Consider the following 23,084-nt stretch of genomic DNA (forward strand, 5'->3'; position numbering starts at 1 on the left):
CGACCATGAGCACAGCGAGCATGACCCTGTTTCACTCGCCGATGTCGCCCTTCGTGCGCAAGGTGAGAGTGGTGCTGCACGAGACCGGCCAGACCGACCGGGTCGCGCTGCAGGCGGTCAATGTCACCCCGGTCAGCCCTGACGCCGACCTCAACCAGGGCAACCCGGCGGGCAAGCTGCCGGCGCTGCGCCTGGAGGATGGCACCGTGTTGCACGACAGCCGGGTGATCGTCGATTTCCTCGACCAGCAGCATGTCGGCAACCCGCTGATTCCCCGCGAGGGCTCGGCGCGCTGGCGGCGCCTGACGCTGGCCTCGCAGGCCGATGCGATCATGGATGCGGCGGTGCTGACCCGCTACGAGACCTTCCTGCGCCCGGCCGAGAAGCGCTGGGATGCGTGGGTCGAGGCGCAGTCGGAGAAGATCCGCCGGGCGCTGGCGGATCTCGAGGACAACCACATGGCCGAGATTGCCTCGGTCTTCGACGTCGCGGCGATCGGCCTGGCCTGTGCCCTGGGCTACATCGACCTGCGCATGCCGGACTTCGGCTGGCGCGAACGGCAGCCGAAGCTGGCGGCGTGGTATGCCGAGGTCAGTCAGCGCGAGTCGATGCGTCTGACCGCGCCGCCGGTTTAATTGGCCTTGGGCCCGCTTTGCGGGCCTTCGCAGGCAAGCCAGCTCCTACAGTTTGGGGCGCGGTGTGTGCCCTGTAGGAGCGAGGCTTGCTCGCGAACGACCGCGGAGCGGTCGCAATCCAGCCGACGCCAGACGATATGACACTCAGCCATCCAGACGTCGCCAATCCCTCGGGCCAGAACCCAGCCCAGGGTTCTTTCTTCCCTGAGCCCGCTCATACCCGCACCTGCCCGGCCCGATACCAGTCCAGCCGCCGCGTCAGCACCATGAACACCCCGAGCAGGGCGAACAGCAGCAGCGCGCCCATCAGCAACGCATAGTCCTCGGCACTCAGCAGCCCGTACAGCAGCGCATACAACACCGCCAGCCCCGCGGCAAAACCGAGCCCGCGCACGGCGCTGTGCAGCACATGGCACAGGTAGAAGCCGATCAGCCCGACACAGCCGCCCGCCGACACCAGGTAGGCCATGCCGAAGCCGATATGCTCCGACAGCGACAGCAGCAACAGGTAGAACAGCGCCAGCGCTGCGCCCACCAGGGCGTACTGGATCGGGTGCACGCTCAGGTCGCGCAGCACCTCGAAGAGGAAGAAGCCGGCGAAGGTCAGGGCGATGAACAGCAGCGCGTACTTGATCGCCCGCTCGCTCTTCAGGTACTGGTCCACCGGATCGATGAAGCTGACGCCGAAGGCGCGGCCCTGGAAGTCCGCGCAGTTTTCGCTGGTCACGCAGCGGGCGACGGCTTCCTCGAGGTTGGTCGAGAAGAACGAGGTCTGCCAATGGGCCTTGAAGCCCTTGTCGTCGATGTCCCGGCTGTTGGGCAGGTAGTTGCCGATGAAGCTTGGGTGCGGCCAGTTGGCGGCGAGGGTCACCGTGCTGCTGCGCCCCACCGGCAGCACGTGCAACTGGCCGGTGCCTTGCAGGTTGAGGTCGTAGGCGTAGTCCAGGCGCAGCTCCGCGCTGCGGTCGAGCTCGCCGAGCATGGCGTGCACGCCGCCACCGAGCCAGTCCAGCCTGCTGCCGGCGGCGAAGTCCAGGGGGCGGCCGTTGAGCTGCAGTTGCAGACCGTTCTGGATACCGCGGATGTCGCTGATGCCAACGGCGATGAACGGCGTGTCGAAGCGGTAGTCGTCGAGGTCGCGGGTGATGCCCCAGTTGGCCGGCACCTTGAACTGCCCGCTGATGTGGCTGCGGGCATGGAACAGCCGGGCTTCGTAGATGCTGCGGGAGCGCAGCTCGGTGTCGACCTGGCCATCGAGGACGAAGGTGTCCGGGAGGAAGGTCAGGTAGCCCTTGTTGACCCGGGTTTCCTGGAAGCTCTTGCCGTCCTGCATCTTCCACACGCGCTCGTACTTGCTGTAGGGCACCACCAGCAGCGGCCCGCTGATCTGCTGGGCATGGCTGGAGCTCTGGGCGATGTCCTCGAGCACGCTGTCGCGCAGGGACTGCCGTTCGTCGATCAGGCCGCCGATCATCAGCAGCGGGATCAGCAAGGCCACCACCAGCAGGGCGATGGTGCCGAGTTTCAGACTCAGGTTCTTGTTCATGGAAAGGGCTCCGCTTGAGAAGGAGCCCAGTCTGCCGAGCGCGTGTGGAGCGTCGCGGGAGCCAGTGTGGAGTTTGTGTGGAAAAATCAGCTCAGGCGGCTGGCCGGCAACCACAGGCGTACGCGCACGCCGTCCTCGACGTTGGCGATTTCCAGTGTGCCACCGTGCAGTTGCACCACTTCCTCGACGAAGTTCAGGCCCAGGCCGGTGCTCTTGCGCCCGGTGCCGGGGCGCGGCAGCGAGTAGAAGCGCTCGCTGAGGCGGCCCAGGGCATAGTCGGGAATCGCCTCGCCCTGGTTATACAGGCTCAGGGCCACGCGCTGCGCCTCGTGCTCCAGCTCGAAGGCCAGCAGGCCGCCGGGCGGGGTGAAGTCGAGGGCGTTTTCCAGCAGGTTGCCGATGGCCTGGCGCATCAGGAACGGCTCGCAGTACAGCCGGATCATCGCCGGAACACGCTGGCGCACCTGCAACCGGGCGCTTTCGATGCGGGCACCGCGGGCCACCAGCAACTCATCGACCATGGCCGCCAGGGCCACCTGCTGCTGGTCCTCCAGGCCCTGGCGCTGCTCGACCTGGGCCAGGCCCAGCAAGCGCTCGATCAACTGCTGCATGCGCGCGCTTTCGCTTTCGATATTGCCGGCGAAGCGCTGGCGCTGTTCTTCGCTCATCGGTCCTTGCAACAGCTCGCTGGCGCCGCGGATCGCCGCCAGCGGGCTCTTCAGTTCGTGGGTCAGGGTGTGCACGTAGCGCTCGACGTAGTCCTTGCCCTCCAGGCGGCTGCGCATGCGCTCCACCGCTGCCGCCAACTGGCCCAGCTCGCCGCCGCGGTAGTGCGGCAGGGCGACCCGCTCGCCGGCGCTGACGGCCTGGGCATAGCGGGTCAGGCGGCGCAGCGAGCGCGCCAGCCACCAGGACAGCGCCGCGCCTACCAGCAGGCCGAGGACGATCAGGCCGATGCCGAGGTTGATCAGGCGCTGTTCCGAGCGATCGACATAGGGCTGCAGCGAGCTGTTGGGCTTGGCCACGGTGACCACGCCGATCACCTGGCCACCCTCGAGAATCGGCGCCGCCACGTGCATCACCGAGGAGTCCGGGTCGTTCGGCTCGCTGCGGGTGGAGCGCGCGCCGTACTGGCCGCGCAGGGTCAGGTAGACGTCGTTCCAGCGCGAGTAGTCCTGGCCCACGGCGGCGCCGCTGGAGTCGAGCAGGACGATGCCCTTGGCGTCGGTGACGTAGATGCGGTGGTTCACCTCGGTCTTGGCCAGGCCCCAGATATCCGCGTTGGGGCGGCGCTGGCCATAGGCCTTGAGCAACTGCGGCAGATCGCTCTGCGCCAGGGTGCCGGCGCGGACCTGGTCGCGGAGGATCTCGGCGAGCAGGTTGGCAGTGTCCACCAGGGTTTCCTCGGTGGACTGGCGCACCGCCGGGCGCACCTGTTCGCGCACGGTGTTGAGGACGAAATACGCGGTCAGCCCGACGAACAGGAAGTACACCAGGAAGATGCGGATGCCCAGGCGCATCAGCTGTGCGCCGGGTTGTAGCTGTAGCCCAGGCCGCGGTGGGTCTGGATCGGCTCGGCATCGGCGGCGATCCCGCGCAATTTGGCGCGCAGGCTCTTGATGTGGCTGTCGATGCTGCGCTCGTAGCCGGCATCGGCGGCCACACCCACGGCATCCAGCAACTGCTCGCGGCTGAACACCCGCTGCGGTTGCTCCAGCAGGCATTGCAGCAGGCGGAATTCATGGCGGGTGAGGTTGAGCAACTGCTCGCGGTAGTGGATCTGCATGCGCAGGGTGTCGAGGCTGAACGGCGTACTGCTGCTCGGCGTCGCGACCAGTGCTGGCGCCATGCGCTTGAGGATCGCGCGCACCCGGGCCGTCACTTCACGCGGGCTGAACGGCTTGACCACATAGTCGTCGGCGCCGATTTCCAGGCCCACCACCCGGTCGATCTCGCCGTCGCGGGCACTGAGGAACATCACCGGCACCTCGCTGAAGCGGCGCAGCTGGCGGCAGGTCTCGAAGCCGCTGATGTCCGGCAGGCCGATATCGAGGATCACCAGGTCCGCTGGCTGCTGGCGCTGGCGCTCCAGCGCGGCCTGGCCGAGGGTCACCCACTCGGTGCTGTGGCCTTCGCCCTGCAGGGCGAAGATCAGGGTGTCGGCGATGGCGGCTTCGTCTTCAACGATGAGGATATGGGGCATGGGGGCAGCGGCAAGCGGCAAGGGGAAAGTTGCAAGTGTAAGCGATCCGCCCCGGCTTGCCGCGCTGTCAGCAGGCCGGCTTGCCGGCGGTGAAGCGCTTCGCCGGGTTCACCGCGGCGTCGAATTTGCGCAGGGCCTTGGCGCCGATCAGCAGCGGATAGTTGAAGTTGCTGCGGTCGGTGAGGTTGACCTCGACGGTGCGCTTGACCTCGCCCAGGCACAGCTCCATTTCCACCACCGGACGATGAGCCAGCTCGACGCCTTCCTCGTCTTCCTCGTCGGCGCGGTTCTTGATCTTGCTGATGCGCGCCAGCTTGTGTTCGTAGACCTTGCCATCGGCATCCTTGGTCGCCAGGCGGAAGCGCACCCAGTCCTCGCCGTCGCGGGTGAACTGTTCGATGTCTTTCGCCGACAGCGAGGCGGTGTAGGCGCCGGTGTCCATCTTGGCCTTGAAGGTTTCGCCGATATCGGACACGGCAATGTATTCGTAGCGACCGTAAAGGGTGGGTTCGGCGGCCATCACCGGCAGTGACAGCAGGCCGAGCAGGGCGATCAGTGATTTCAAGGGAAGGGCTTCCGTGGACAAGACAGGCGTTAGACTGTCGTTGTGCTATTGGTTCGGCAAGAGAGCGTAGTTCACATAATGTGAAACATTTGTCTGTGACAGTCGCCGGGTGGCATTTGGTGATCCCGACGCGGCTGCTTATCATGGCCGACTGTTTTCCCACAACAAGAGTGGATTTATGCGTCGCCTGCTCACCGGCAGTTTCGTCACCCTGCTGCTGTTGCTCAACACCCTGGTCCTGATCGGGCCGCTGATGGTTTTCGCCCTGCTCAAGCTGGTCCTGCCCGGCCGTTACCGCGACCATGCCTCGCGGGCGGTGATGTGGATCGCCGAGACCTGGGCCGAGGTCGACAAGCTGATCTTCGCCCTGTGCATCCCCACGCGCTGGGATGTGCGCGGCAATGCCAACCTGCGCCTGGACACCTCGTACCTGTGTGTCAGCAACCACCAGACCTGGGTCGATATTCCGGCGCTGATCCAGGTGCTGAACCGCAAGATCCCGTTCTTCAAGTTCTTCCTGAAAAAGGAACTGATCTGGGTGCCGCTGCTGGGCCTGGCCTGGTGGGCGCTGGACTACCCGTTCATGAAGCGCTACAGCAAGGCTTTCCTTGAGCGCAACCCGCACCTCAAGGGCCAGGACCTGGCCATCACCAAGGCCGCCTGCGAGCTGTTCAAGCGCCAGCCGGTGACCGTGGTCAACTACCTGGAAGGCACCCGCTTCAGCGAGGCCAAGCGCGAGGCCCAGGCCTCGCCGTACCGGCATCTGCTCAAGCCCAAGGCCGGTGGCGTGGCCTTCGTCCTCGCCGCGCTGGGCGAGCAGCTCGATGCCCTGCTGGATGTGACCATCGTCTATCCGGGCAACAAGGCCCCGGGTTTCTGGGACCTGGTCAGTGGTGCGATTCCACGGGTGATCGTCGATATCGAAGTCCGCGAGCTGGACCCGGCGCTGTGGGCCGGCGACTACGAAAGCGACCCGCTGCTGCGCCAGGCCGTGCAGGCCTGGGTCAACCAGCTGTGGCAGGACAAGGACGCGCGCATCGAGCGCCTGCGCGCCGAATTAAACTGACGGAGCCGGCGCCAGCGCCGGGGCGAGCGGCGCGGTCAGGCCATTGCCCCAGATGCCGGCGAGGTTCTGCAGCAGCGAACTGGCCACGCCCTGCTGGCCGAGGTACTGCAGGATCAGCGGGGCGAAGCGGGCGATCATGCCGTCCTGCATGCCCAGCGCGCTGAAGGCGTTGTTCAGGTCTTCGCCATTCTTCACATTGCCGCCCAGGGCGTTGCTCAGCGCCGATGCCTGGCCGCTCTTGCCGAGCAGATCGCCCAGCCCCGCCAGCCCGCCCAGGGCGTTCTCGCCGGAGAGCATGTCCAGGCCTGGTACGGCCTTGCTCAGTTGCTCGTAGTCACCGCTGCTCAGCTGGTTGCGCGCCAGGCCGAGCAGGGCGCCGGTGCCGCCGATGGCCTGTTCCGGGGTGATGTCCAGATCCTTGCCCAGGGTGTTGAGCAGATTGGCCGATGCCGCCGGCGCCTGCACCGCCGCGCCGTTCTGCGAGCCTTGCATGGCCGAGACCGCGTTGGCCGCGTCGCTGAGGTTGAAGGCGAAGGCCGAGCTGGCGGCGAGGGTCACCAGGGTGACCAGGGCGAAACGTTTCATGGGGAGGACCTCGTCAACCGTAAAGGCAGGGAAACGAGGTGTTGGAGTTGATTTCGGGGGGAATGTTCCCGGAGGCATTGTTCCCGGAGGCATTGTGTCGTTGCTGATGGCCCCCATCGTTGGCTTGCCAGCGATGGGGGCCATGAACATCTACCTGAAGAAACCGCGAAACCCATACCACGCCGGCAACCCCAGCCCGACCCAGGCCAGCGCATCCCACCCGCCATCCCCCAGCAGCGCGGCGAACAATCCCGCCGCGCCAAGCACGCCGATCAGCAGCGGCAGGCCGAACACCTTCCAGTTCATCGGCTCGCCTCCGTACGACGGCGCACCCACCACAGGTACAGGCCACTGCCGAGCACGACGATGGTCAGCACATCCAGCGCTGCCCAGAGGATCTGCATCGGGCGTCCGCCGTAGTCGCCGAAATGCAGCGGCTGCGACAGGCCCATGGCGTCCATGTACCAGGGCCGTTCGCCGACCGCGGTGACCTGCAGCGTGCTGGCATCGATCAGTACCGGCGTCAGCAGGTGTGCGGTCAGGTGCGTGCCGCCTTTCATGAACACCGCGTAGTGGTGCTCGCTGGAGAAGCGCGTGCCGGGGAAGGCGATGAAGTCCGGACGCATGCCCGGCGCCGCCTCGGCCGCGATATCCAGCACCCGGCTGACCGGCGCCAGCTGGGTCAGCGGCGGTGCATCGCGGTACGGCGCGACCATCGCCGCCAGGCTCTCGTTGCGCCAGGCGGCGATGACCAGGTCGGACAGCGCGCTGATCACCCCGGTCACCCCCACCACCAGCGCCCAGGTCAGGGTGACGATGCCGATCAGGTTGTGCAGGTCGAGCCAGCGCAGGCGCCGCGACTTGTCATGGCGCACCGTGGCGAAGTCCAGGCGGCGCATGAACGGCGCATACAGCACCACGCCGGAAACGATCGCCACCACGAACAGCACGCCCATGAAGGCCAGCAGCAGCTTGCCCGGCAGGCCGGCGAACATGTCCACGTGCAGGCGCAGCATGGTCATCATGAAGCCGCCGTTGGCCGAGGGCATTTCCACCGGTTCGCCGGTGCGGGCGTCGAGCATGAAGGTGTGTGACGAGTTCGGCTCGGTGCCGGCGCTGGCGGCCATGATCGCGACCACGCCGTTGGCGTCGTCCTCGTCCCAGCCGAAGTACTGCATCACCTCGCCCGGGCGGTGGGCCTGGGCCTTCACCACCAGTTGCTGGAGATCCAGCTGTGGCGTGTCGGCGGGCATGACCTTCAGCTCGGGCGCGTCGCCCAGCAGGTGATCGATCTCGTGATGGAAGATCAGCGGCAACCCTGTCACCGCCAGGAGCAGCAGGAACAGGGTGCAGATGAGGCTGGTCCAGGTGTGTACCCCGGACCAGGTGCGGATGGTCTTGCTCTTCATCCCGGCTTAGAACTTGTAGTTCACGCTGGCGACCACGTTGCGCTCGTCGCCGTAGTAGCAGTAGTAGCCGTCACAGGTGGACAGGTAGTCCTTGTTGAACAGGTTCTTCGCATCCACGGCGACGGTCACGCCCTTGAGGCTGCTGTTGACGCGGCCCAGGTCGTAGTGCACCGAGGCGTCGTAGATGGTGTACGAGCCGACATGACCCCAATCGGTGTTGGTGGTGTTGCCGTAGGTGTCGCCCACGTAGCGCACGCCGGCACCGATGCCGAAGCCGTCCAGCAGCCCGCTGCGCCAGGTGTAGTCCGCCCAGGCGGTGGCCTGGTTGCGCGGTACCTGCTTGAGGCGGTTGCCTTTCTCGCCGTCGTTGCCCTTGATGATTTCGCTGTCGTTGTAGGTGTAGGACGCGACCAGCTTGAGGTTCTCGTTCACGTCGGAGGTGGCTTCCAGCTCCAGGCCGCGGTTGCGTACCTCGCCCACCTGGCGGGTGATGTTGGCTTCGGTCACCGAGAGGTTTTTCTGGGTCAGGTCGAAGACGGCCGCGGTCAGCAGGGTGTTGCTGCCCGGTGGCTGGTACTTGATGCCCAGTTCGTACTGCTTGCCTTCGGTAGGCTTGAACGCATTGGTGCTGGCGACCTGGGTACCGATCGCCGGCTGGAAGGACTCGGCGTAGGCGATGTACGGGGTGATGCCGTTATCGAACACGTAGCTCAGCGCGGCGTTGCCGCTGAACTTCTTGTCGCGCTGGGTGGTGGTGGCATCGCCCTGGTTGTGGAAGGTGGTGCCGTTGTGGACCCAGTCCTCGCGGCCGCCGAGGGTCAGGCGCCAGTTGTCCAGGGCCATCTGGTCCTGCACGTACAGGCCGGTCTGCTGGATCTTCTGGTTGTAGTTGTACATGTCGAAGTACTGGACGTTGGAGAAGTCCTGTCCGTAGATCGGCCGGTGGATGTTGCTCGACGGCACGCCGGCCGAGCCCCAGCGCCAGCGCGCGTCGGCGGTGGAGCGCTGGTGGTCGAGGCCGAGCAGCAGGGTGTGGCTGATCGCGCCGGTCTGGAAGTCGGCCTGGAAGTTGTTGTCCACGGCGAACTGGCTGATGTCTTCCTCGACGATGCCGGCGGTACGGCTGACGGTGCCGTCGGGCTGGACCGCCTGGTCCGGACCGGCCGGCCAGATCATGCCGCCGGCGGTGATGCCCTTGAAGTCCAGCTCGTTGCGCGTGTAGCGCAGGTTCTGACGGAACTGCCACATGTCGTTGAGGCGGGTCTCGAAGGCATAGCCGAGGGCGTAGTAGGTGCGGTCGTAGGATTCCCAGTCCGGATCACCGAGGTTCTTGTGGTGGGAAATCTTGCCCGCCGCGCTGGCCAGCTTGGTTCCCTGCAGCGGCAGGAACTGGCCGGTGATGCCGGTATCGTCGCGGGTGAACTGCGAGATGAAGGTCAGCTTGGTGTCGTCGTTGATGTTCCAGGTCACGCTTGGCGCCAGGTTGTAGCGCTTGTCCGGAACGTGGTCGATCGGCGAGCCACTGTCGCGCACGGTGCCGCTCAGGCGATAGAGGAACTGGCCCTGGTCGTCGATCTTGCCGGTGCTGTCGAAGTTGATCTGCTTGTGTTCGTTGCTGCCGACCTGGACCTCGATCTCGTTGCTGTTCTCGGCTTGCGGGCGGCGGGTGACCATGTCCACCAGGCCGCCGGGCGGGGTCTGGCCATAGACGGAGGAGGCCGGGCCGCGCAGCACGGCGACGCGCTCCAGGTTCCAGGTTTCGATCTTCGGCGTGGCGTAGTTGCCGCGTGGCAGGGGCAGGCCGTCGAGGAACTGGGTCGGCTCGAAGCCGCGTACCAGCAGCCAGTCGCTGCGCGAGTCGGAGCCGTAGCCGCTGCTCTGCACGCCGGCGGCGTAGCGCAGGGCATCGTTGAGGTTGAGCACCGGGCGGTCTTCCATCTGCTCACGGGTGACCACGGTCAGCGAGCGCGGCAGTTCGGCGATGGCGGTGTCGGTCTTGGTCCCGGCGGCGGTGCGGGTGGCGGTGTAGCCATCCACCGCGCCCCAGGCGCTTTCATAGTGGCTGGCAGCGTTGATGCTGGTTTCCGGCAGGGCCAGGCTGCCTTGCGGGGCGACGATCAGGCTGTAGGTCCCGGCGCTGCTCTGCTGCAGCTGCAGGCCGGTCCCGCGCAGGGCCTGCTGCAGTGCAGCGACTCCGTCGAACTGACCGTTGACCGGCGCCGAGGTGCGACCGTTGGCCAGGGCCGGGTCGAGGGCCAGGGCGATGCCGGCCTGGCTGGCGATCTGGTTCAGGGTGGTGGCCAGCGGCGCGGCGGGCAGGTTGTAGCTGCGCGCTTCGGCGGCGATCAGCGGGGTGCTGGCCAAGGGGGCGGCGATGGCAATGGCCATGGCCAGCAGGCTTGGACGCAGGAAGCTTTCGATTGAGCGGGTCATGCGGGTCCTCGACGGGATTTGTGCTAACTAGCCTCCATGCCGAGCGAGATGGGAAAAGTGATAGGGCTCTTAGTGAAAATATTTTCGATTTAGATTTCCGGGGTGCAACACGGGATTGGCGCGTACCCGGTAGGAGTGTGGCTCGTCGTGTGACGAACCACCGCGAAGGACCGCGGAGCGGTCCCCGATGACTCAAGGTTTCTCGGTCCGCGCCACCACCGTCACCCACCACGGCGTGCGCTGCTGCACCTGCACCGGCAGGGTCGGCAGCAGCGACTGCAGGGCCAGGTCGGTGTCGTGCAGCGGGAAGCTCCCGGTGATCCGCAGGTCGGCCACTTCCGGCGCCACTCCCAGGTAACCGCTGCGATAGCGGCCCAGTTCTTCCACCAGGTCGCCCAGGCGCACGTTGTCCACCACCAGCATGCCGCGGGTCCAGGCATCGGCACCGAGGCCCAGCGTGCCGACCCGACCAAGGTGGTCATGGCTCATCAGCACCTGCTGGCCTTCGTGCAGCACCTGCTCCACGCCGCTGTCCTGCGGCTTGGCCGCGACCGCCGACTGCAGCACGCTCAGGCGCGTGCCCTGGTCTTCCAGGCGCACCAGGAAGCGCGTGCCCAGCGCGCGCATGCGGCCGTCGCCGGTGGTGACGACGAACGGTCGGGCATCGTTGTCCTTGTGCCCGGTTTCGATGGAGATCTCGCCTTCGTGCAGGACGATCAGGCGCTCCCGGGCGCTGTAGCGGATATCCACGGCGGAATGGGTGTTCAGGCTGATCAGCGTGCCGTCGTCCAGGCGCAGGCTGCGTTGTTCGCCGGTGCCGGTGCGCTGGTCGGCCAGCCAGTAGCCGAGGCTCTGGTGCGCGTTGAGCCAGCCGAGCAGGCCGGCGACCAGCGCCAGGCTGGCCAACCCGCCACCCAGCTTGCGCGCGCGCTGGCGCAGGCTGACGCGCGATTGCTGCAGGGCCTTGCGCGCCGGGCCGGCAGCCGCGGCGAAGCGCTGGTCGAGCATGCCCAGTTGCGACCAGGCGCGGGCGTGTTCCTCACTGGCGGCGTGCCAGCGTTCGAACTCGGCGCGCTCCTGGGCGCTGCCGCTGCCGCAATCGAGGCACAGCTGCCAGTTGATCGCGGCATCGAGCACCCGGGCGGATACGGGGTTGGTATTGAAATGGCTCATGTCGGTTCGCCATACAGGGCGATGTAGCACTGGCGCATGCCTTGGGCCAGGTACTGGCGCACCCTGGGCACGGAGACCGCGAGTTTCTCGGCGATTTCGGCGTGGGTCATGCCGTCCAGGCGGTTGTGCAGGAAGGCCGCGCGGGCCTTGCTCGACAGCTTGCCGAGCAGGCGGTCGATGGCCTTGAGGTCTTCGAGGATCAGGTGCAGGGTTTCCGGCGAAGGGTGCTCGGCCTCCGGGACCAGCAGCAGTTCCTCCAGCCAGGCCTGTTCCAGCGCGGTACGGCGGAAGTGGTCGAACAGCAGGCCCTTGGCCACGGCCATGAGGAACGCGCGCGGCTGGCGCGGCGCCGGCAACTCGTCGCGACCGAGCAGGCGGACGAAGGTGTCCTGGCTCAGGTCTTCGGCGCGTTCGGCGCTGGCCAGGTTGCGGCGCAACCAGCCGAGCAGCCAGGCGCGATGATCGCGATAGAGTGCGCCAACCAGCTCGCTGTGAGGGCTAGGTACCGACGACAAGGCGTTCCCCGGAGAAGAGTGTGTTAACTAACGAGAATTATTCGCGATTGTGTCAGAGCACGTGGCACTGTGCAATTAACGCTCATCGGATTGCTCGTCGGTCTTTCCCGGAAAGGTATTACATGCCGTGACTGTGCTGGCGCTTGCGCCGCCAGCTCTGCAGGCGCTGCTCCAGGTGTTTCGGACTGTCCAGTTGCTGGCGTCGGGCCTGGCTGAAGAGGATCAGGCTCAGTTCGGCGGTGACCTGGGCATCGGCGCTGGCGTTGTGGCGTTCTTCCACTAGCAGGCCGAAATGGGTGACCCAGTCGTCGAGGCCGGCATGGCGCATCACCACCTCAGGGTTGAGCAGCGGGGCCAGTTCGGCGACGTCCATGAACGGGTGCTGCAGCTTGTAGCCGAGGCTGTCCTTGAGTGCGCGGCTGAGCATGCGCTGGTCGAAACCGGCGTGGAAGGCCAGCAGCGGGCTGTCGCCGATGAAGTCCATCAGGTCCAGCAGCGCCTGCGCCGGGTCGCAGCCGGCGGCGATGGCGCTCGGCGCCAGGCCATGGATCAGCGTGCTCGGCGCCAGCTTGTGGTCGTGGCGGTGCAGGGTGCGTTCGAACTGCTGGCTGAAGTCGATGGCGCCGTCCTCGATCACCACCGCGCCGATCGACAGCACCTGGTCGCGGTTGACGTTGAGGCCGCTGGTTTCCAGGTCCAGCACCACCCAGCGCTGCTGGCGCAGGGACTGCTCGCTCCAGGTCGGTGCGGGGGCCAGGTTCGCAAGGCGCTGGCGCTGCTCGTCGCCAAGTTCGGGTTGGCTGGGCCGCAGCCAGGCAAACAGACTCATAGTTGATACCGCAGGGCCAGGCTGCTTTGCAGGCGCTGGGCCTGACGCAGGGATTCACGCAGGATGCGCCGGTCGAGATCGTTGAGGTTGTCCGGGTCGACGCGGTTGGAATACGGCAGGTTCTGCCGGGTCTGGATCTGGTGCTGCTGCATGCGGGTCTGCTGGATGAAGTGGTAGGCCTCCTCGAAGGCACCGCCGTCCAGCGCGTCGATGACGTCCTTCTGCACCAGCTGGCGCAGGCGCTCCAGGGTGTTGTTGGCACTGATGCCGTTGGCCAGGGCCAGCAGTCGCGCGCCGTCGACGAAGGGGGTCAGGCCCTGGACCTTGAGGTCGAGGGTGGCGGCCTTGTCGTTGCCGCTGCGGGTCAGGACGAACTCGCGGAAGCGTCCCACCGGCGGTTTCTGGCGCAGCGCGTTGTCCGCCATCATGCGCTGGAACAGGCGGTTGTCGGCGACCTGGTCGAGGATGCCCTGGCGCAGTTGCTCGCAGCCGCGGTCATCGCCCCAGACCACCCGCAGGTCGAAATAGATGCTGGAGGCCAGCAGGTTTTCCGGGGTCGCCTCGCGGATGAAGGCGGCAAAGCGTCGTGCCCATTCCGCGCGCGACAGGCACAGCTCGGGGTTGCCGGCCATGATGTTGCCCTTGCACAGGCTGAAGCCGCATTGCGCCAGGTTCTGGTTGATGTGCTGCGCCAGCGGCAGCAGGCGAGCGCGGATCTCGGCGGCTTCCACCGCGTCCCTGGCCTCGAAGAGGATGCCGTTGTCCTGGTCGGTGTGCAGGGTCTGTTCGCGGCGGCCTTCGCTGCCGAAGCACAACCAGGTGAAGGGCACGCCGGGGTCGCCCTTCTCCGCGATCGCCAGTTCGATCACCCGGCACACGGTGTGGTCGTTGAGCAGGGTGATGATATGGGTGATCTGCGTCGACGAGGCGCCGTGGGCGAGCATGCGCTCGACCAGTTGGCCGATCTCGCCGCGCAGCGCCACCAGGCTTTCCAGGCGCGGCGCGCTGCGGATGGTGCGGGCCAGATGGACCAGGTCGACCCGTTGCAGGGAAAACAGGTCGCGCTCGGAGACCACGCCGCACAGGCGGCGGTCTTCCACCAGGCAGACGTGGGCGATATGCCGCTCGGTCATGGCGATGGCGGCGTCGAAGGCACTGGCCTGGGGTGTCAGGTAGAACGGCGAGGCGGTCATGTGCGCCGACACCGGCGCGTTGAAGTCGGTGTCGGCGCGGGCCACCACCTGGCGCAGGTCGCGCAGGGTGAAGATACCCACCGGGAAGCGCTCGTCGTCGACGATGACGATGCTGCCCACCTGGCTTTCGTCCATCAGCCGCACCGCTTCGCGCAGGCTGGTGCCCGGCGCGCACACCACCGGATGACGCATCGCCAGCTCACCGAGGCGGGTGTTCAGCGAATACTGGTTGCCGAGGGTCTCCACGGCGCGCCGCTGGACCTGCTGGTTGACCTGGTCGAGCAGGCTGCTGACCCCGCGCAGGGCGAAGTCGCGGAACACGTCGGAAAGGGCGAACAGGCGGATGAACGCGGCCTTGTTCAGTTGCAGGCAGAAGGTGTCCTCGCCCGCCAGGTGCTCGGTGCGGGTGGCGCGTTCGCCGAGCAGGGCGGCCAGCGGGAAGCATTCGCCGCGGGTGATTTCGAAGGTGGTTTCGGTATCGCCCTTGACCACATGGGTGCGTTCGCCGACCACGCGGCCCTGCTTGACGATGAAAAAGTGCTCCACCGGTCCGTCGGCGGGCTTGATGATGCTGTCGCCGGCGGCGTAGAAGCGCAGCTGGCACTGTTCCACCAGGTACGCCAGGTGGGCGTTCTCCATCTGGTTGAACGGCGGGAAACGCTGCAGGAACTGCATGGTCCCCTGGATGTTCTGCATTACCGCGGTTTTACCGGCCTGGTCGAAAGCGTCCATTTTGCTCATCAGCGACACCGTCTCGGGGTTTCGTCGGGCGAAACCGATTGTTGTTATTGGTCCTCATGGTCGGCCGCCAGCGGAGCGGGTGCCCATTGGACGTAAGTCTAAAGGGTGCGCGGCCGACGATGGCCCGACGAAAGGCAGGTTGCAAGCGCTTCGAATGCAGTCTGAACTTGAATTTGCCGGACATTCTGCAGGTCACGATGACGAGACGCCCATGGCTGAACACGACGATTTACTGAGCGACGCCGAGCGCGAAGCGCTGGCAGAGGTCACGGCGCCCCCGATCACGCCGCAGAAAGTGCTGATCGTCGACGACGACGAAGATGCCAGCGAACTGCTCGCGGAAATCCTGCAAACCTACGGAATAGAAAGCCTGGCGCTGACCAGCGCGAAGCAGGCGCTGCAACTGATCCTGGGTGATCGGAATATCGGCCTGCTGATCACCGACCTGCGCATGACGCCGTTCGACGGCCTGGAGCTGATCCGCAAGATTCGCGAGTCGGAGAAGGCTGCGTTGCCGATCATCATCATTTCCGGGGATGCGCAAGTGCAGGACGCGATCACGGCGATGCACCTGAGCGTGGTGGATTTCATGCTCAAGCCGATCGATGTGGGGAAATTGATGCCGTTGGTGCGAAGGGAGCTGGGCGTTTGAATGATCGGGCCTGCTTTGCAGGCCTTCGCGGGCAAGCCACGCTCCTACGGGGCATCGGATTGACGTAGGAGCGTGGCTTGCCCGCGAAGGACCGCAAGGCGGTCCCAATTGCAGACGCTGCGGATCAGAGGCCGTTACGCGCCTTGTACTCGCGACGACGACGATGCAGCACTGGCTCGGTGTAGCCGTTCGGCTGCTTGGTACCCTCGACCACCAGCTCGACCGCTGCCTGGAAGGCGATGTTGTTGTCGAAGTCCGGTGCCAGCGGGCGATACAGCGGGTCGTTGGCGTTCTGCTTGTCCACCACCGGCGCCATGCGCTTCAGGCTTTCCAGCACCTGCTCCTCGCTCACCACGCCATGACGCAGCCAGTTGGCCAGCAGTTGGGCGGAGATACGCAGGGTGGCGCGGTCTTCCATCAGGCCGACATCGTTGATGTCCGGCACCTTCGAGCAACCCACGCCCTGGTCGATCCAGCGCACGACATAGCCGAGGATGCCCTGGGCGTTGTTGTCCAGCTCGTTGCGGATCTCTTCCGCCGACCAGTTGGTGTCCGGCGCCAGCGGGATGGTCAGGATGTCGTCGACCGAAGCCGGCGCGCGCTTGGCCAGTTCGGCCTGGCGCTCCTGGACGTTGACCTTGTGGTAGTGCAGCACGTGCAGTGCGGCGGCGGTCGGCGACGGTACCCAGGCGGTGTTGGCACCGGCCTGCGGGTGGGCGATCTTCTGTTCCAGCATCGCGGCCATCAGGTCCGGCATGGCCCACATGCCCTTGCCGATCTGCGCGCGACCCTGCAGGCCGGTGGCCAGGCCGATGTCGACGTTGGAGTTCTCGTAGGCGCCGATCCATTTCTGCGTCTTCATGGTGCCCTTGCGCACCATGGCGCCGGCTTCCATGGAGGTGTGGATCTCGTCACCGGTACGGTCGAGGAAGCCGGTGTTGATGAACACCACGCGCTCGCTGGCAGCCTTGATGCAGGCCTTGAGGTTGACCGTGGTACGGCGCTCCTCGTCCATGATCCCGACTTTCAGGGTGTTGTGCGGCAGGCCCAGCATGTCTTCGATGCGGCCGAACAGCTCGTTGGTGAACGCGGCTTCTTCCGGGCCGTGCATCTTCGGCTTGACGATGTACACCGAGCCGGTACGGGTGTTCTTGCGCGAGGTGTTGCCGTTGAGGTTGTGCATCGCCGCCAGGTTGGTGACCAGGCCGTCGAGGATGCCTTCCGGCACTTCGTTGCCGTCCTTGTCGAGGATCGCGTCGATGGTCATCAGGTGACCGACGTTGCGCACGAACAGCAGCGAACGACCATGCAGGGTGACGCTGCCGCCATCGACCGTGGTGTACTCGCGGTCCGGGTTCATGGTGCGGGTGAAGGTCTGGCCGTTCTTGCTCACGCTTTCCGCCAGGTCGCCCTTCATCAGGCCGAGCCAGTTGCGGTAGACCACGACCTTGTCGTCGGCGTCCACGGCGGCGACGGAGTCTTCGCAGTCCATGATGGTGGTCAGCGCGGCTTCGACCAGGATGTCCTTCACGCCGGCGGCGTCGGTCTGGCCGACCGGGGTGGTCGGGTCGATCTGGATTTCGAAGTGCAGGCCGTTGTGCTTGAGCAGGATGCCGGTCGGCTCGCTGGCCTGGCCCTGGAAGCCGATCAGTTGTGCATCGTCACGCAGGCCGCTGTTGCTGCCGCCCTTGAGGGCCACGACCAGCTTGCCGCCGTCGAGGCTGTAGCGGGTGGCGTCGACATGGGAGCCGGCGGCCAGTGGCGCGGCTTCGTCGAGGAAGGCGCGGGCGAAGGCGATGACCTTGTCGCCGCGGACCTTGTTGTAGCCTTTGCCCTTCTCCGCGCCGTCGGCTTCGCTGATGGCGTCGGTGCCGTACAGCGCGTCGTACAGCGAGCCCCAGCGGGCGTTCGAGGCGTTCAGGGCGAAACGTGCGTTCATCACCGGAACCACCAGCTGCGGGCCAGCGACACGGGCGATCTCGTCATCGACGTTCTGAGTGGACACCTGGAAGTCCGCCGCTTCTGGCAGCAGATAACCAATTTCCTGAAGGAATGCCTTGTACGCCACGGCATCGTGTGCCTGGCCTTTGCGCGCCTGGTGCCAGGCATCGATCTGCGCTTGCAGGGTGTCGCGTTTGCTCAGCAGGGCTTTGTTCTTTGGAGCGAGGTCGTTGATGATCTTTTCCGCACCTGCCCAGAACTTCTCGACGCTGACGCCGGTTCCGGGAATGGCTTCGTTGTTCACGAAGTCGAACAGGACTTTGGCGACCTGAAGGCCACCGACTTGAACGTGTTCAGTCATTGCTTGCCTCACTCTGCTCAGCTATTTCGCTTTTCTATTTACGCCTTACACGCTTCTCTAAACACGGCACCAGTGCATGTCCTGACGGACGGCTGGGTACGGCTCGCCAGAGGGTCTGGCGGGCGGTTGCGCATTTTCACAGGCGCTTTGGCAGACATCGGATCGGACGTTTTGTAGTCCGCGCTGCGGCATACTACATGATGCGCTGCGCATGTGAAAATCAGACTAAATACGTCGTTCCGCGACCGTTTGGTCGCAAGGGGTCGTGCTGGGAGGCTATATGTTCGCAAAAAACGAGTGGATTGTTCCAGATAAATCTTAAAACAGTACACGATTTGATTTTCAACGCGCCTGCGGCAGGTTGCCGCGCCTTGCCTATACTTTCCCGACGCCCCACCGCCACGGGGTTTCCACGGGTTTTCCAGCAGAGGGTCGTCCGCGTGAATCATCTTGTCCTCACCGTCATCGCCGCCGACAAGGCTGGCCAGGTCGAGCGTATCGCCCAAACCATCGCCGAGCACAACGGCAACTGGCTGGAGAGCCGCATGTCGCGCATGGCCGGGCAATTCGCCGGGATCCTGCGCATCGCCGTGCCGGCCGAATCCCACGACGAACTGGTCGATGCCCTGCAGGCTCTGGGCGAGCGTGGGATCCGCGTGCTCATCGCCGAGAGCGGGATCGAGCCGTCCTGCACCTGGAAGCCGATCGCCATGAGCCTGGTCGGCAACGACCGCCCGGGCATCGTCCGCGATATCACCCGCCTGCTGGCGGAACAGGGGGTCAACGTCGAGCGCCTGAGCACCGATGTGCGCCCGGCGCCGATGAGCAGCGAGCCGCTGTTCCATGCCGATGCGTTGCTGGCGGTGCCGCTGACCCTGTCGCTGGATAGCCTGCAGTCCCGCCTCGAAGCGCTCGCCGACGACCTGATGGTGGAGCTGGAACTACGCCCGGAAGAGTAGTTATCCCCCGTTCACTTATCCCGTTTTAACGGGGATCGCCCTGTGGATAAGCTGGGGAGCCACCGCGCCAGCCCAGGCGCGCCGGGGCTTTCCGGCGATTGAGCAAAAAATCGCCAGAAATCAGCAGCTTGTGCACAAAGCGCGGGGATGAGGGTGTGGATAACCTTGGGAGAGGTCGCTGCAGGCTACGAATGGCGTGGCCTGCAGAGGATTGATCAATTATTGATCAGGTGCGTTTGCGCAGGCTCAGCCAGGCATCGACGCTGTACAGGGCCAGGCCGGCCCAGATGAACATGAAGGCAATCAGCGTGCTGTGCGACAGGTGCTCGTCGAACAGCAGCACCGCCTGCAGCAGCACCAGGGTCGGCGCCAGGTACTGCAGGAAGCCCAGGGTGGTGTAGGGCAGGTGGCGCGCAGCGGCGTTGAAGCTCACCAGCGGGACCAGGGTCACGGGGCCGGCGGCGATCAGCCACAGGGCCTGGCTGGTGCTGAAGAACTCGGGCTGGACGCTGCTCGCCGCGGGGTTGAGCAACAGCCAGCCGAGTGCGATGGGCACCAGCATCCAGGTTTCCACTACAAGACCGGGCAGCGCCGCTACAGGGGCCTGTTTGCGGATCAGGCCGTAGAAGCCGAAGCTCAGCGCCAGGGCCAGCGATACCCACGGCAGGCTGCCCACCTGCCACACCTGCTGGGCCACTCCCAGGGCCGCCAGGCCCACCGCGATCCATTGCAGGCGGCGCAGGCGCTCGCCGAGCAGCAGCATGCCCAGCAGCACGTTGACCAGCGGGTTGATGTAGTAGCCGAGGCTGGCTTCGAGCATGCGCCCGTTGTTCACCGCCCAGACGTAGGTCAGCCAGTTGAAGGCGATCAGCGCCCCGCTCAGGGCCAGGATCGCCAGGCGCCGCGGGTTGTCGCGCAGCTCGCGCCACCAGCCCGGATGCTTCCAGACCAGCAGCAGCAACGAACCGAACAGCGCCGACCAGAGCACCCGGTGAACGATGATCTCCACCGCGGGGACGCTTTGCAGCAGTTTGAAGTAGATGGGGAACAGGCCCCAGATGATGTAGGCGGTCAGGCCGAGAATGTACCCGCGACGCGGGTTGGCGGCAGTCATTTGTAATCCTTGCTTAGCTAGCTAAATGCGCGGCTATTGTAGACAGACTGCCGCTGGCTTCTAGAACAATTTCAGGGGCTCTTCGTCCAGCGCCGCGCATTGTTCGCGCAGGGCGAGAATCTGGTCGCCCCAGTAACGCTCCTGGCCGAACCACGGGAAGCTGCGCGGGAACGCCGGATCGTCCCAGCGCCGCGCCAGCCAGGCGCTGTAGTGCAGCAGGCGCAGGCCGCGCAGGGGCTCGATCAGGGCCAGCTGGCGCGGGTCGAAGTCGTGGAATTCGTTATAGCCGTCCATCAGTTCCGCCAGTTGCCCGAGGCGTTCCTCGCGGCTGCCGGCGAGCATCATCCACAGGTCCTGTACCGCCGGGCCCATGCGGCAGTCGTCGAGGTCGACGAGATGGAAGACTTCGTCGCGGCACATCATGTTGCCGGGGTGGCAGTCGCCGTGCAGACGGATGGTCTGGTGCGGGGTGCGGGCGTAGATGGCCTCGATGCGCTTGAGCAGGTCGCGGGCCACCGATTCGAAGGCCGGCAGCAGGCTTTTCGGGATGAAGTCGCCGTCGAGCAGGGTGGCCAGCGAGGCGTGGCCGAAGTTGTCCACCGCCAGCTGTTCGCGGTGCTCGAAGGGCCGGCTGGCGCCGACCGCGTGCAGGCGGCCGAGCAACTGGCCGAGACGGTAGAGCTGGTCGAGATTGCCCGGTTCCGGCGCGCGCCCGCCGCGGCGGGGGAACAGGGCAAAGCGAAAGCCCGCATGTTCGAACAGGGTCTTGCCGTTGTGCAGCAGCGGGGCGACCACCGGCACTTCGCATTCGGCGAGTTCGGCGGTGAAGGCATGTTCCTCGAGGATCGCCGCATCGCTCCAGCGGTCGGGGCGGTAGAACTTGGCGATCAGCGGCTCGGCGCCCTCGATGCCGACCTGGTAGACGCGGTTCTCGTAGCTGTTGAGGGCGAGGACGCGGGCGTCGCTGAGCAGGTCCTGGCTTTCGATGGCATCGAGGACCAGGTCGGGGGTGAGGGAATCGAAGGGGGGGGACATGCGCGGGCTCCTGCTGTTTCAGCCATGGTAACCCAGGCCCGCCCGCGTAGGAGCGCGGCTTGCCCGCGAAAGGACCGCGCAGCGGTCCCGATACCGGGTAATGCCGATTCGGGACCGCTGCGCGGTCCTTTCGCGGGCAAGCCGCGCTCCTACGGGGGCGGCGCGACTCAGCTATCAGGCGCCGATGACGCCGCCATCCTCCCGGGTGATCGCCATCACCGACGACCTCGGCTTACCGTTCGGCAGATGCTCCGGGAAGGTCGAGCCGCCGGTCTCGCCCGGATGCTGGATGCCCACGAACAGGGTCTTCTGGTCCGGCGCGAAGGCGATCCCGGTCACTTCGCAGGCCACCGGTCCGACCATGAAGCGGCGGATCTCGCCGCTTGCGGGATCTGCGCAGAGCATCTGGTTGTTGCCCATGCCGGCGAAGTCCCCGGCGTTGCTGTAGTCGCCGTCGGTGAGGATCCACAGCCGGCCATCCGGGTCGAAACCGAGACCGTCGGGGCTGTTGAACATGTTCTGCGCGTTGATGTTGCTCGACCCGCCCTTGGCCGCGCCCGGATGGACCTGCGGGTTGCCGGCGACCACGAAGAGGTCCCAGGCGAACGTCATCGAGGCATGGTCATCGCCCGTCTCGCGCCAGCGCAGGATCTGTCCGTAGACGTTCTTCTCCCGCGGATTGGGGCCGCCGGCCGGCTGCCCTTCCTCGCCGCGTTTGACGTTGTTGGTCAGGGTGCAATAGACCTGGCCATCCTTGGGGCTGACCACGATCCACTCCGGACGGTCCATGCGCGTGGCCTGCAGATGGCTGGCGGCGAGGCGCGCGTGGATCAGGACCTGGGCCTGGTTGGCGAAGCCGGCGGCGGCGTTCAGGCCGTTCTTGCCGTGGCTCAGTTCCAGCCACTGGCCCTGGCCCTGCGGATGGTCCGGGTTGCCGTCGCCCTGGTCGAAACGCGCCACGTAGAGGGTGCCGTGGTCGAGCAGGTTGCGGTTGGCGCTGGGGTTCTTGTGGTCGATGCGTTCGCGGCTGATGAACTTGTAGATGAACTCGCCGCGCTCGTCGTCGCCCATGTACACCACGGCGCGGCCGTCACGGGTTTCGCCGAGGGCAGCGTTCTCGTGCTTGAAGCGGCCGAGGGCGGTGCGCTTGATCGGGGTGGACTGCGGATCGAACGGATCGATCTCCACCACCCAGCCATGGCGATTCAACTCGTTGGGATTCTTCGCCAGGTCGAAGCGCGGGTCATGCTGGTGCCAGTTGACCTCCTTGCCGGTCACCGAGGCACCGTAGCGCTTCTGCCCGGCGTCGAAGGCCTGCTGCGGATCGCTGCTGCCGAAGCAGTCGGTGAAGTTCTCTTCGCAGGTCAGGTAGGTGCCCCACGGGGTCTTGCCGTTGGCGCAGTTCTGGAAGGTGCCGAGCACCTTGCTTGCGCTGTTGTCGGCGGCGGTGCGCAGCCAGGCATCGCCGGCGGCCGGGCCGCCGAAGCGCATCGGCGTGTTGCCGTGGATGCGGCGGTTGTATTTCGAGTCCTGGACGAACTGCCACTGGCCGTCCTGGCGCCGGATCTCGATGACCGACACGCCTTCGGCGGCCTGGGCCTTGTGCACGTCCTCGGCATTGGCCGGCTGGCCACCGTGGTCGAACAGGTAGCGGTAGTTGGTGTATTCGTTGTTGATCGCCATCAGCGCCCGGTTTTCATCGCCGGGGAAGGGGAACAGGCTCATGCCGTCGTTGTTGTCGCCGAACTGCCGTTCCTGGGCCTTGGCGGTGCCCTTGCCGGACGGGTCGAAGGCCGGTACGTCGGCATGCAGCGGCTGGCCCCAGCTGATCAGTACCGAGGCCTTGTAGCCGGGAGGCAGGCTGATGCCGTCGGCGGTGGCGGCGGGGATCCCGCTGAAGCCGAGCAGACCGGTGCTGGCGGCACGCACGCTGTCCGCCAGGACGCTGCGGCTGAGCAGGTTGCCACCGAGAAACAGCGCGGCACCACACAAGGCACCGGCACCGATGAAACGGCGACGGCTGAGGCCGACCATCTGCTCGAGATCGGTCGGCTGGTTTTCTTCTAGGAGGTTCATGACAGGCTTCCTGCGGTTTTGGCAGTCACCTTAATCAGCCTCCATGACAGTTT

The 23,084-nt window shown here is 65.9% G+C and carries 20 protein-coding genes; 4 read left to right on the forward strand and 16 right to left on the reverse strand.

Annotated elements, in window-relative coordinates:
- Positions 1-5 precede the first annotated feature (5 nt).
- Positions 6-635, forward strand: a complete 630-nt coding sequence (locus RTI28_RS09935) for a glutathione S-transferase (RefSeq protein WP_316920293.1) — start codon at positions 6-8, stop codon at positions 633-635.
- Between the two features lie 214 nt (positions 636-849).
- On the opposite strand, the gene creD is transcribed toward RTI28_RS09935, so the two are convergent.
- The 4 genes from creD to RTI28_RS09955 all read right to left on the reverse strand — a co-directional run bounded on the left by creD (position 850) and on the right by RTI28_RS09955 (position 4,949).
- Positions 850-2,181 carry a cell envelope integrity protein CreD gene (gene creD, locus RTI28_RS09940; RefSeq protein ID WP_316920294.1) on the reverse strand — a complete coding sequence of 444 codons (1,332 nt, stop codon included), beginning with the start codon at positions 2,179-2,181 and terminating at the stop codon, positions 850-852.
- An 86-nt stretch (positions 2,182-2,267) separates the two neighbouring features.
- Positions 2,268-3,701: a two-component system sensor histidine kinase CreC gene (gene creC / locus RTI28_RS09945; RefSeq protein WP_316920295.1), complete on the reverse strand. Its 1,434-nt coding sequence runs from the start codon at positions 3,699-3,701 to the stop codon at positions 2,268-2,270.
- Complete coding sequence (creB, locus tag RTI28_RS09950) at positions 3,701-4,384, reverse strand: two-component system response regulator CreB (protein ID WP_316920296.1); 684 nt, start codon at positions 4,382-4,384, stop codon at positions 3,701-3,703. Before creB ends, creC begins: the two co-directional genes overlap by 1 nt.
- A 67-nt stretch (positions 4,385-4,451) precedes the next feature.
- Positions 4,452-4,949, reverse strand: coding sequence for an ATP-dependent zinc protease (locus RTI28_RS09955; protein ID WP_316920297.1), 498 nt, complete (start codon positions 4,947-4,949; stop codon positions 4,452-4,454).
- A 178-nt stretch (positions 4,950-5,127) separates the two neighbouring features.
- On the opposite strand from RTI28_RS09955, the gene RTI28_RS09960 reads away from it, so the two are divergent.
- On the forward strand, positions 5,128-6,015 hold the full coding sequence (locus tag RTI28_RS09960) for an acyltransferase (protein WP_316920298.1): 888 nt from the start codon (positions 5,128-5,130) through the stop codon (positions 6,013-6,015).
- On the opposite strand, the gene RTI28_RS09965 is transcribed toward RTI28_RS09960, so the two are convergent.
- The 8 genes from RTI28_RS09965 to RTI28_RS10000 all read right to left on the reverse strand — a co-directional run bounded on the left by RTI28_RS09965 (position 6,007) and on the right by RTI28_RS10000 (position 14,893).
- Positions 6,007-6,600: a DUF2780 domain-containing protein gene (locus RTI28_RS09965; RefSeq protein WP_316920299.1), complete on the reverse strand. Its 594-nt coding sequence runs from the start codon at positions 6,598-6,600 to the stop codon at positions 6,007-6,009. The two genes, RTI28_RS09960 and RTI28_RS09965, sit on opposite strands and share 9 nt — an antisense overlap.
- 150 nt (positions 6,601-6,750) lie before the next feature.
- Positions 6,751-6,906 carry a hypothetical protein gene (locus tag RTI28_RS09970; RefSeq protein WP_316920300.1) on the reverse strand — a complete coding sequence of 52 codons (156 nt, stop codon included), beginning with the start codon at positions 6,904-6,906 and terminating at the stop codon, positions 6,751-6,753.
- Positions 6,903-8,009: a PepSY-associated TM helix domain-containing protein gene (locus RTI28_RS09975; RefSeq protein ID WP_316920301.1), complete on the reverse strand. Its 1,107-nt coding sequence runs from the start codon at positions 8,007-8,009 to the stop codon at positions 6,903-6,905. The genes RTI28_RS09970 and RTI28_RS09975 overlap by 4 nt, the downstream gene beginning before the upstream one ends.
- Before the next feature lie 6 nt (positions 8,010-8,015).
- Complete coding sequence (locus RTI28_RS09980) at positions 8,016-10,442, reverse strand: TonB-dependent siderophore receptor (protein WP_316920302.1); 2,427 nt, start codon at positions 10,440-10,442, stop codon at positions 8,016-8,018.
- 192 nt (positions 10,443-10,634) lie between these two features.
- Positions 10,635-11,615 (reverse strand): FecR family protein, encoded by a 981-nt coding sequence (locus tag RTI28_RS09985; RefSeq protein ID WP_316920303.1) that lies wholly within the window; start codon positions 11,613-11,615, stop codon positions 10,635-10,637.
- Complete coding sequence (locus RTI28_RS09990) at positions 11,612-12,130, reverse strand: RNA polymerase sigma factor (RefSeq protein WP_316920304.1); 519 nt, start codon at positions 12,128-12,130, stop codon at positions 11,612-11,614. The genes RTI28_RS09985 and RTI28_RS09990 overlap by 4 nt, the downstream gene beginning before the upstream one ends.
- Before the next feature lie 118 nt (positions 12,131-12,248).
- Positions 12,249-12,959: a 3'-5' exonuclease gene (locus RTI28_RS09995; RefSeq protein ID WP_316920305.1), complete on the reverse strand. Its 711-nt coding sequence runs from the start codon at positions 12,957-12,959 to the stop codon at positions 12,249-12,251.
- A complete protein-coding gene (locus RTI28_RS10000) occupies positions 12,956-14,893 on the reverse strand; it encodes a putative nucleotidyltransferase substrate binding domain-containing protein (RefSeq protein ID WP_316920306.1) in 1,938 nt (645 codons plus the stop codon). Before RTI28_RS10000 ends, RTI28_RS09995 begins: the two co-directional genes overlap by 4 nt.
- 211 nt (positions 14,894-15,104) lie before the next feature.
- On the opposite strand from RTI28_RS10000, the gene RTI28_RS10005 reads away from it, so the two are divergent.
- On the forward strand, positions 15,105-15,545 hold the full coding sequence (locus RTI28_RS10005; RefSeq protein ID WP_316920398.1) for a response regulator: 441 nt from the start codon (positions 15,105-15,107) through the stop codon (positions 15,543-15,545).
- A 124-nt stretch (positions 15,546-15,669) separates the two neighbouring features.
- Here RTI28_RS10005 and RTI28_RS10010 read toward each other — a convergent pair whose 3' ends face one another.
- Positions 15,670-17,847, reverse strand: coding sequence for a malate synthase G (locus RTI28_RS10010; protein ID WP_316920307.1), 2,178 nt, complete (start codon positions 17,845-17,847; stop codon positions 15,670-15,672).
- Between the two features lie 440 nt (positions 17,848-18,287).
- Between RTI28_RS10010 and RTI28_RS10015 the strand changes: the two genes are divergently transcribed.
- Positions 18,288-18,806 (forward strand): glycine cleavage system protein R, encoded by a 519-nt coding sequence (locus RTI28_RS10015; protein WP_316920308.1) that lies wholly within the window; start codon positions 18,288-18,290, stop codon positions 18,804-18,806.
- Between the two features lie 226 nt (positions 18,807-19,032).
- On the opposite strand, the gene rarD is transcribed toward RTI28_RS10015, so the two are convergent.
- The 3 genes from rarD to RTI28_RS10030 all read right to left on the reverse strand — a co-directional run bounded on the left by rarD (position 19,033) and on the right by RTI28_RS10030 (position 23,031).
- Positions 19,033-19,920, reverse strand: coding sequence for an EamA family transporter RarD (gene rarD, locus RTI28_RS10020; protein WP_042124013.1), 888 nt, complete (start codon positions 19,918-19,920; stop codon positions 19,033-19,035).
- 60 nt (positions 19,921-19,980) lie between these two features.
- Positions 19,981-20,955: a serine/threonine protein kinase gene (locus RTI28_RS10025; RefSeq protein ID WP_316920309.1), complete on the reverse strand. Its 975-nt coding sequence runs from the start codon at positions 20,953-20,955 to the stop codon at positions 19,981-19,983.
- A 174-nt stretch (positions 20,956-21,129) separates the two neighbouring features.
- On the reverse strand, positions 21,130-23,031 hold the full coding sequence (locus RTI28_RS10030; protein WP_316920310.1) for a PhoX family phosphatase: 1,902 nt from the start codon (positions 23,029-23,031) through the stop codon (positions 21,130-21,132).
- Between the last annotated feature and the right edge of the window lie 53 nt (positions 23,032-23,084).

This window comes from Pseudomonas sp. zfem002, assembly GCF_032621685.1.
GTDB lineage: Bacteria > Pseudomonadota > Gammaproteobacteria > Pseudomonadales > Pseudomonadaceae > Aquipseudomonas > Aquipseudomonas japonica.

Coding starts and splice junctions, on each gene's coding strand:
- RTI28_RS09935 (WP_316920293.1), top strand. CDS start 6: ATGAGCACAGCGAGCATGACCCTGTTTCACTCGCCGATGTCGCCCTTC.
- creD (WP_316920294.1), bottom strand. CDS start 2,181: ATGAACAAGAACCTGAGTCTGAAACTCGGCACCATCGCCCTGCTGGTG.
- creC (WP_316920295.1), bottom strand. CDS start 3,701: ATGCGCCTGGGCATCCGCATCTTCCTGGTGTACTTCCTGTTCGTCGGG.
- creB (WP_316920296.1), bottom strand. CDS start 4,384: ATGCCCCATATCCTCATCGTTGAAGACGAAGCCGCCATCGCCGACACC.
- RTI28_RS09960 (WP_316920298.1), top strand. CDS start 5,128: ATGCGTCGCCTGCTCACCGGCAGTTTCGTCACCCTGCTGCTGTTGCTC.
- RTI28_RS09965 (WP_316920299.1), bottom strand. CDS start 6,600: ATGAAACGTTTCGCCCTGGTCACCCTGGTGACCCTCGCCGCCAGCTCG.
- RTI28_RS09970 (WP_316920300.1), bottom strand. CDS start 6,906: ATGAACTGGAAGGTGTTCGGCCTGCCGCTGCTGATCGGCGTGCTTGGC.
- RTI28_RS09975 (WP_316920301.1), bottom strand. CDS start 8,009: ATGAAGAGCAAGACCATCCGCACCTGGTCCGGGGTACACACCTGGACC.
- RTI28_RS09980 (WP_316920302.1), bottom strand. CDS start 10,442: ATGACCCGCTCAATCGAAAGCTTCCTGCGTCCAAGCCTGCTGGCCATG.
- RTI28_RS09985 (WP_316920303.1), bottom strand. CDS start 11,615: ATGAGCCATTTCAATACCAACCCCGTATCCGCCCGGGTGCTCGATGCC.
- RTI28_RS09995 (WP_316920305.1), bottom strand. CDS start 12,959: ATGAGTCTGTTTGCCTGGCTGCGGCCCAGCCAACCCGAACTTGGCGAC.
- RTI28_RS10000 (WP_316920306.1), bottom strand. CDS start 14,893: ATGAGCAAAATGGACGCTTTCGACCAGGCCGGTAAAACCGCGGTAATG.
- RTI28_RS10005 (WP_316920398.1), top strand. CDS start 15,105: ATGGCTGAACACGACGATTTACTGAGCGACGCCGAGCGCGAAGCGCTG.
- RTI28_RS10010 (WP_316920307.1), bottom strand. CDS start 17,847: ATGACTGAACACGTTCAAGTCGGTGGCCTTCAGGTCGCCAAAGTCCTG.
- rarD (WP_042124013.1), bottom strand. CDS start 19,920: ATGACTGCCGCCAACCCGCGTCGCGGGTACATTCTCGGCCTGACCGCC.
- RTI28_RS10025 (WP_316920309.1), bottom strand. CDS start 20,955: ATGTCCCCCCCCTTCGATTCCCTCACCCCCGACCTGGTCCTCGATGCC.
- RTI28_RS10030 (WP_316920310.1), bottom strand. CDS start 23,031: ATGAACCTCCTAGAAGAAAACCAGCCGACCGATCTCGAGCAGATGGTC.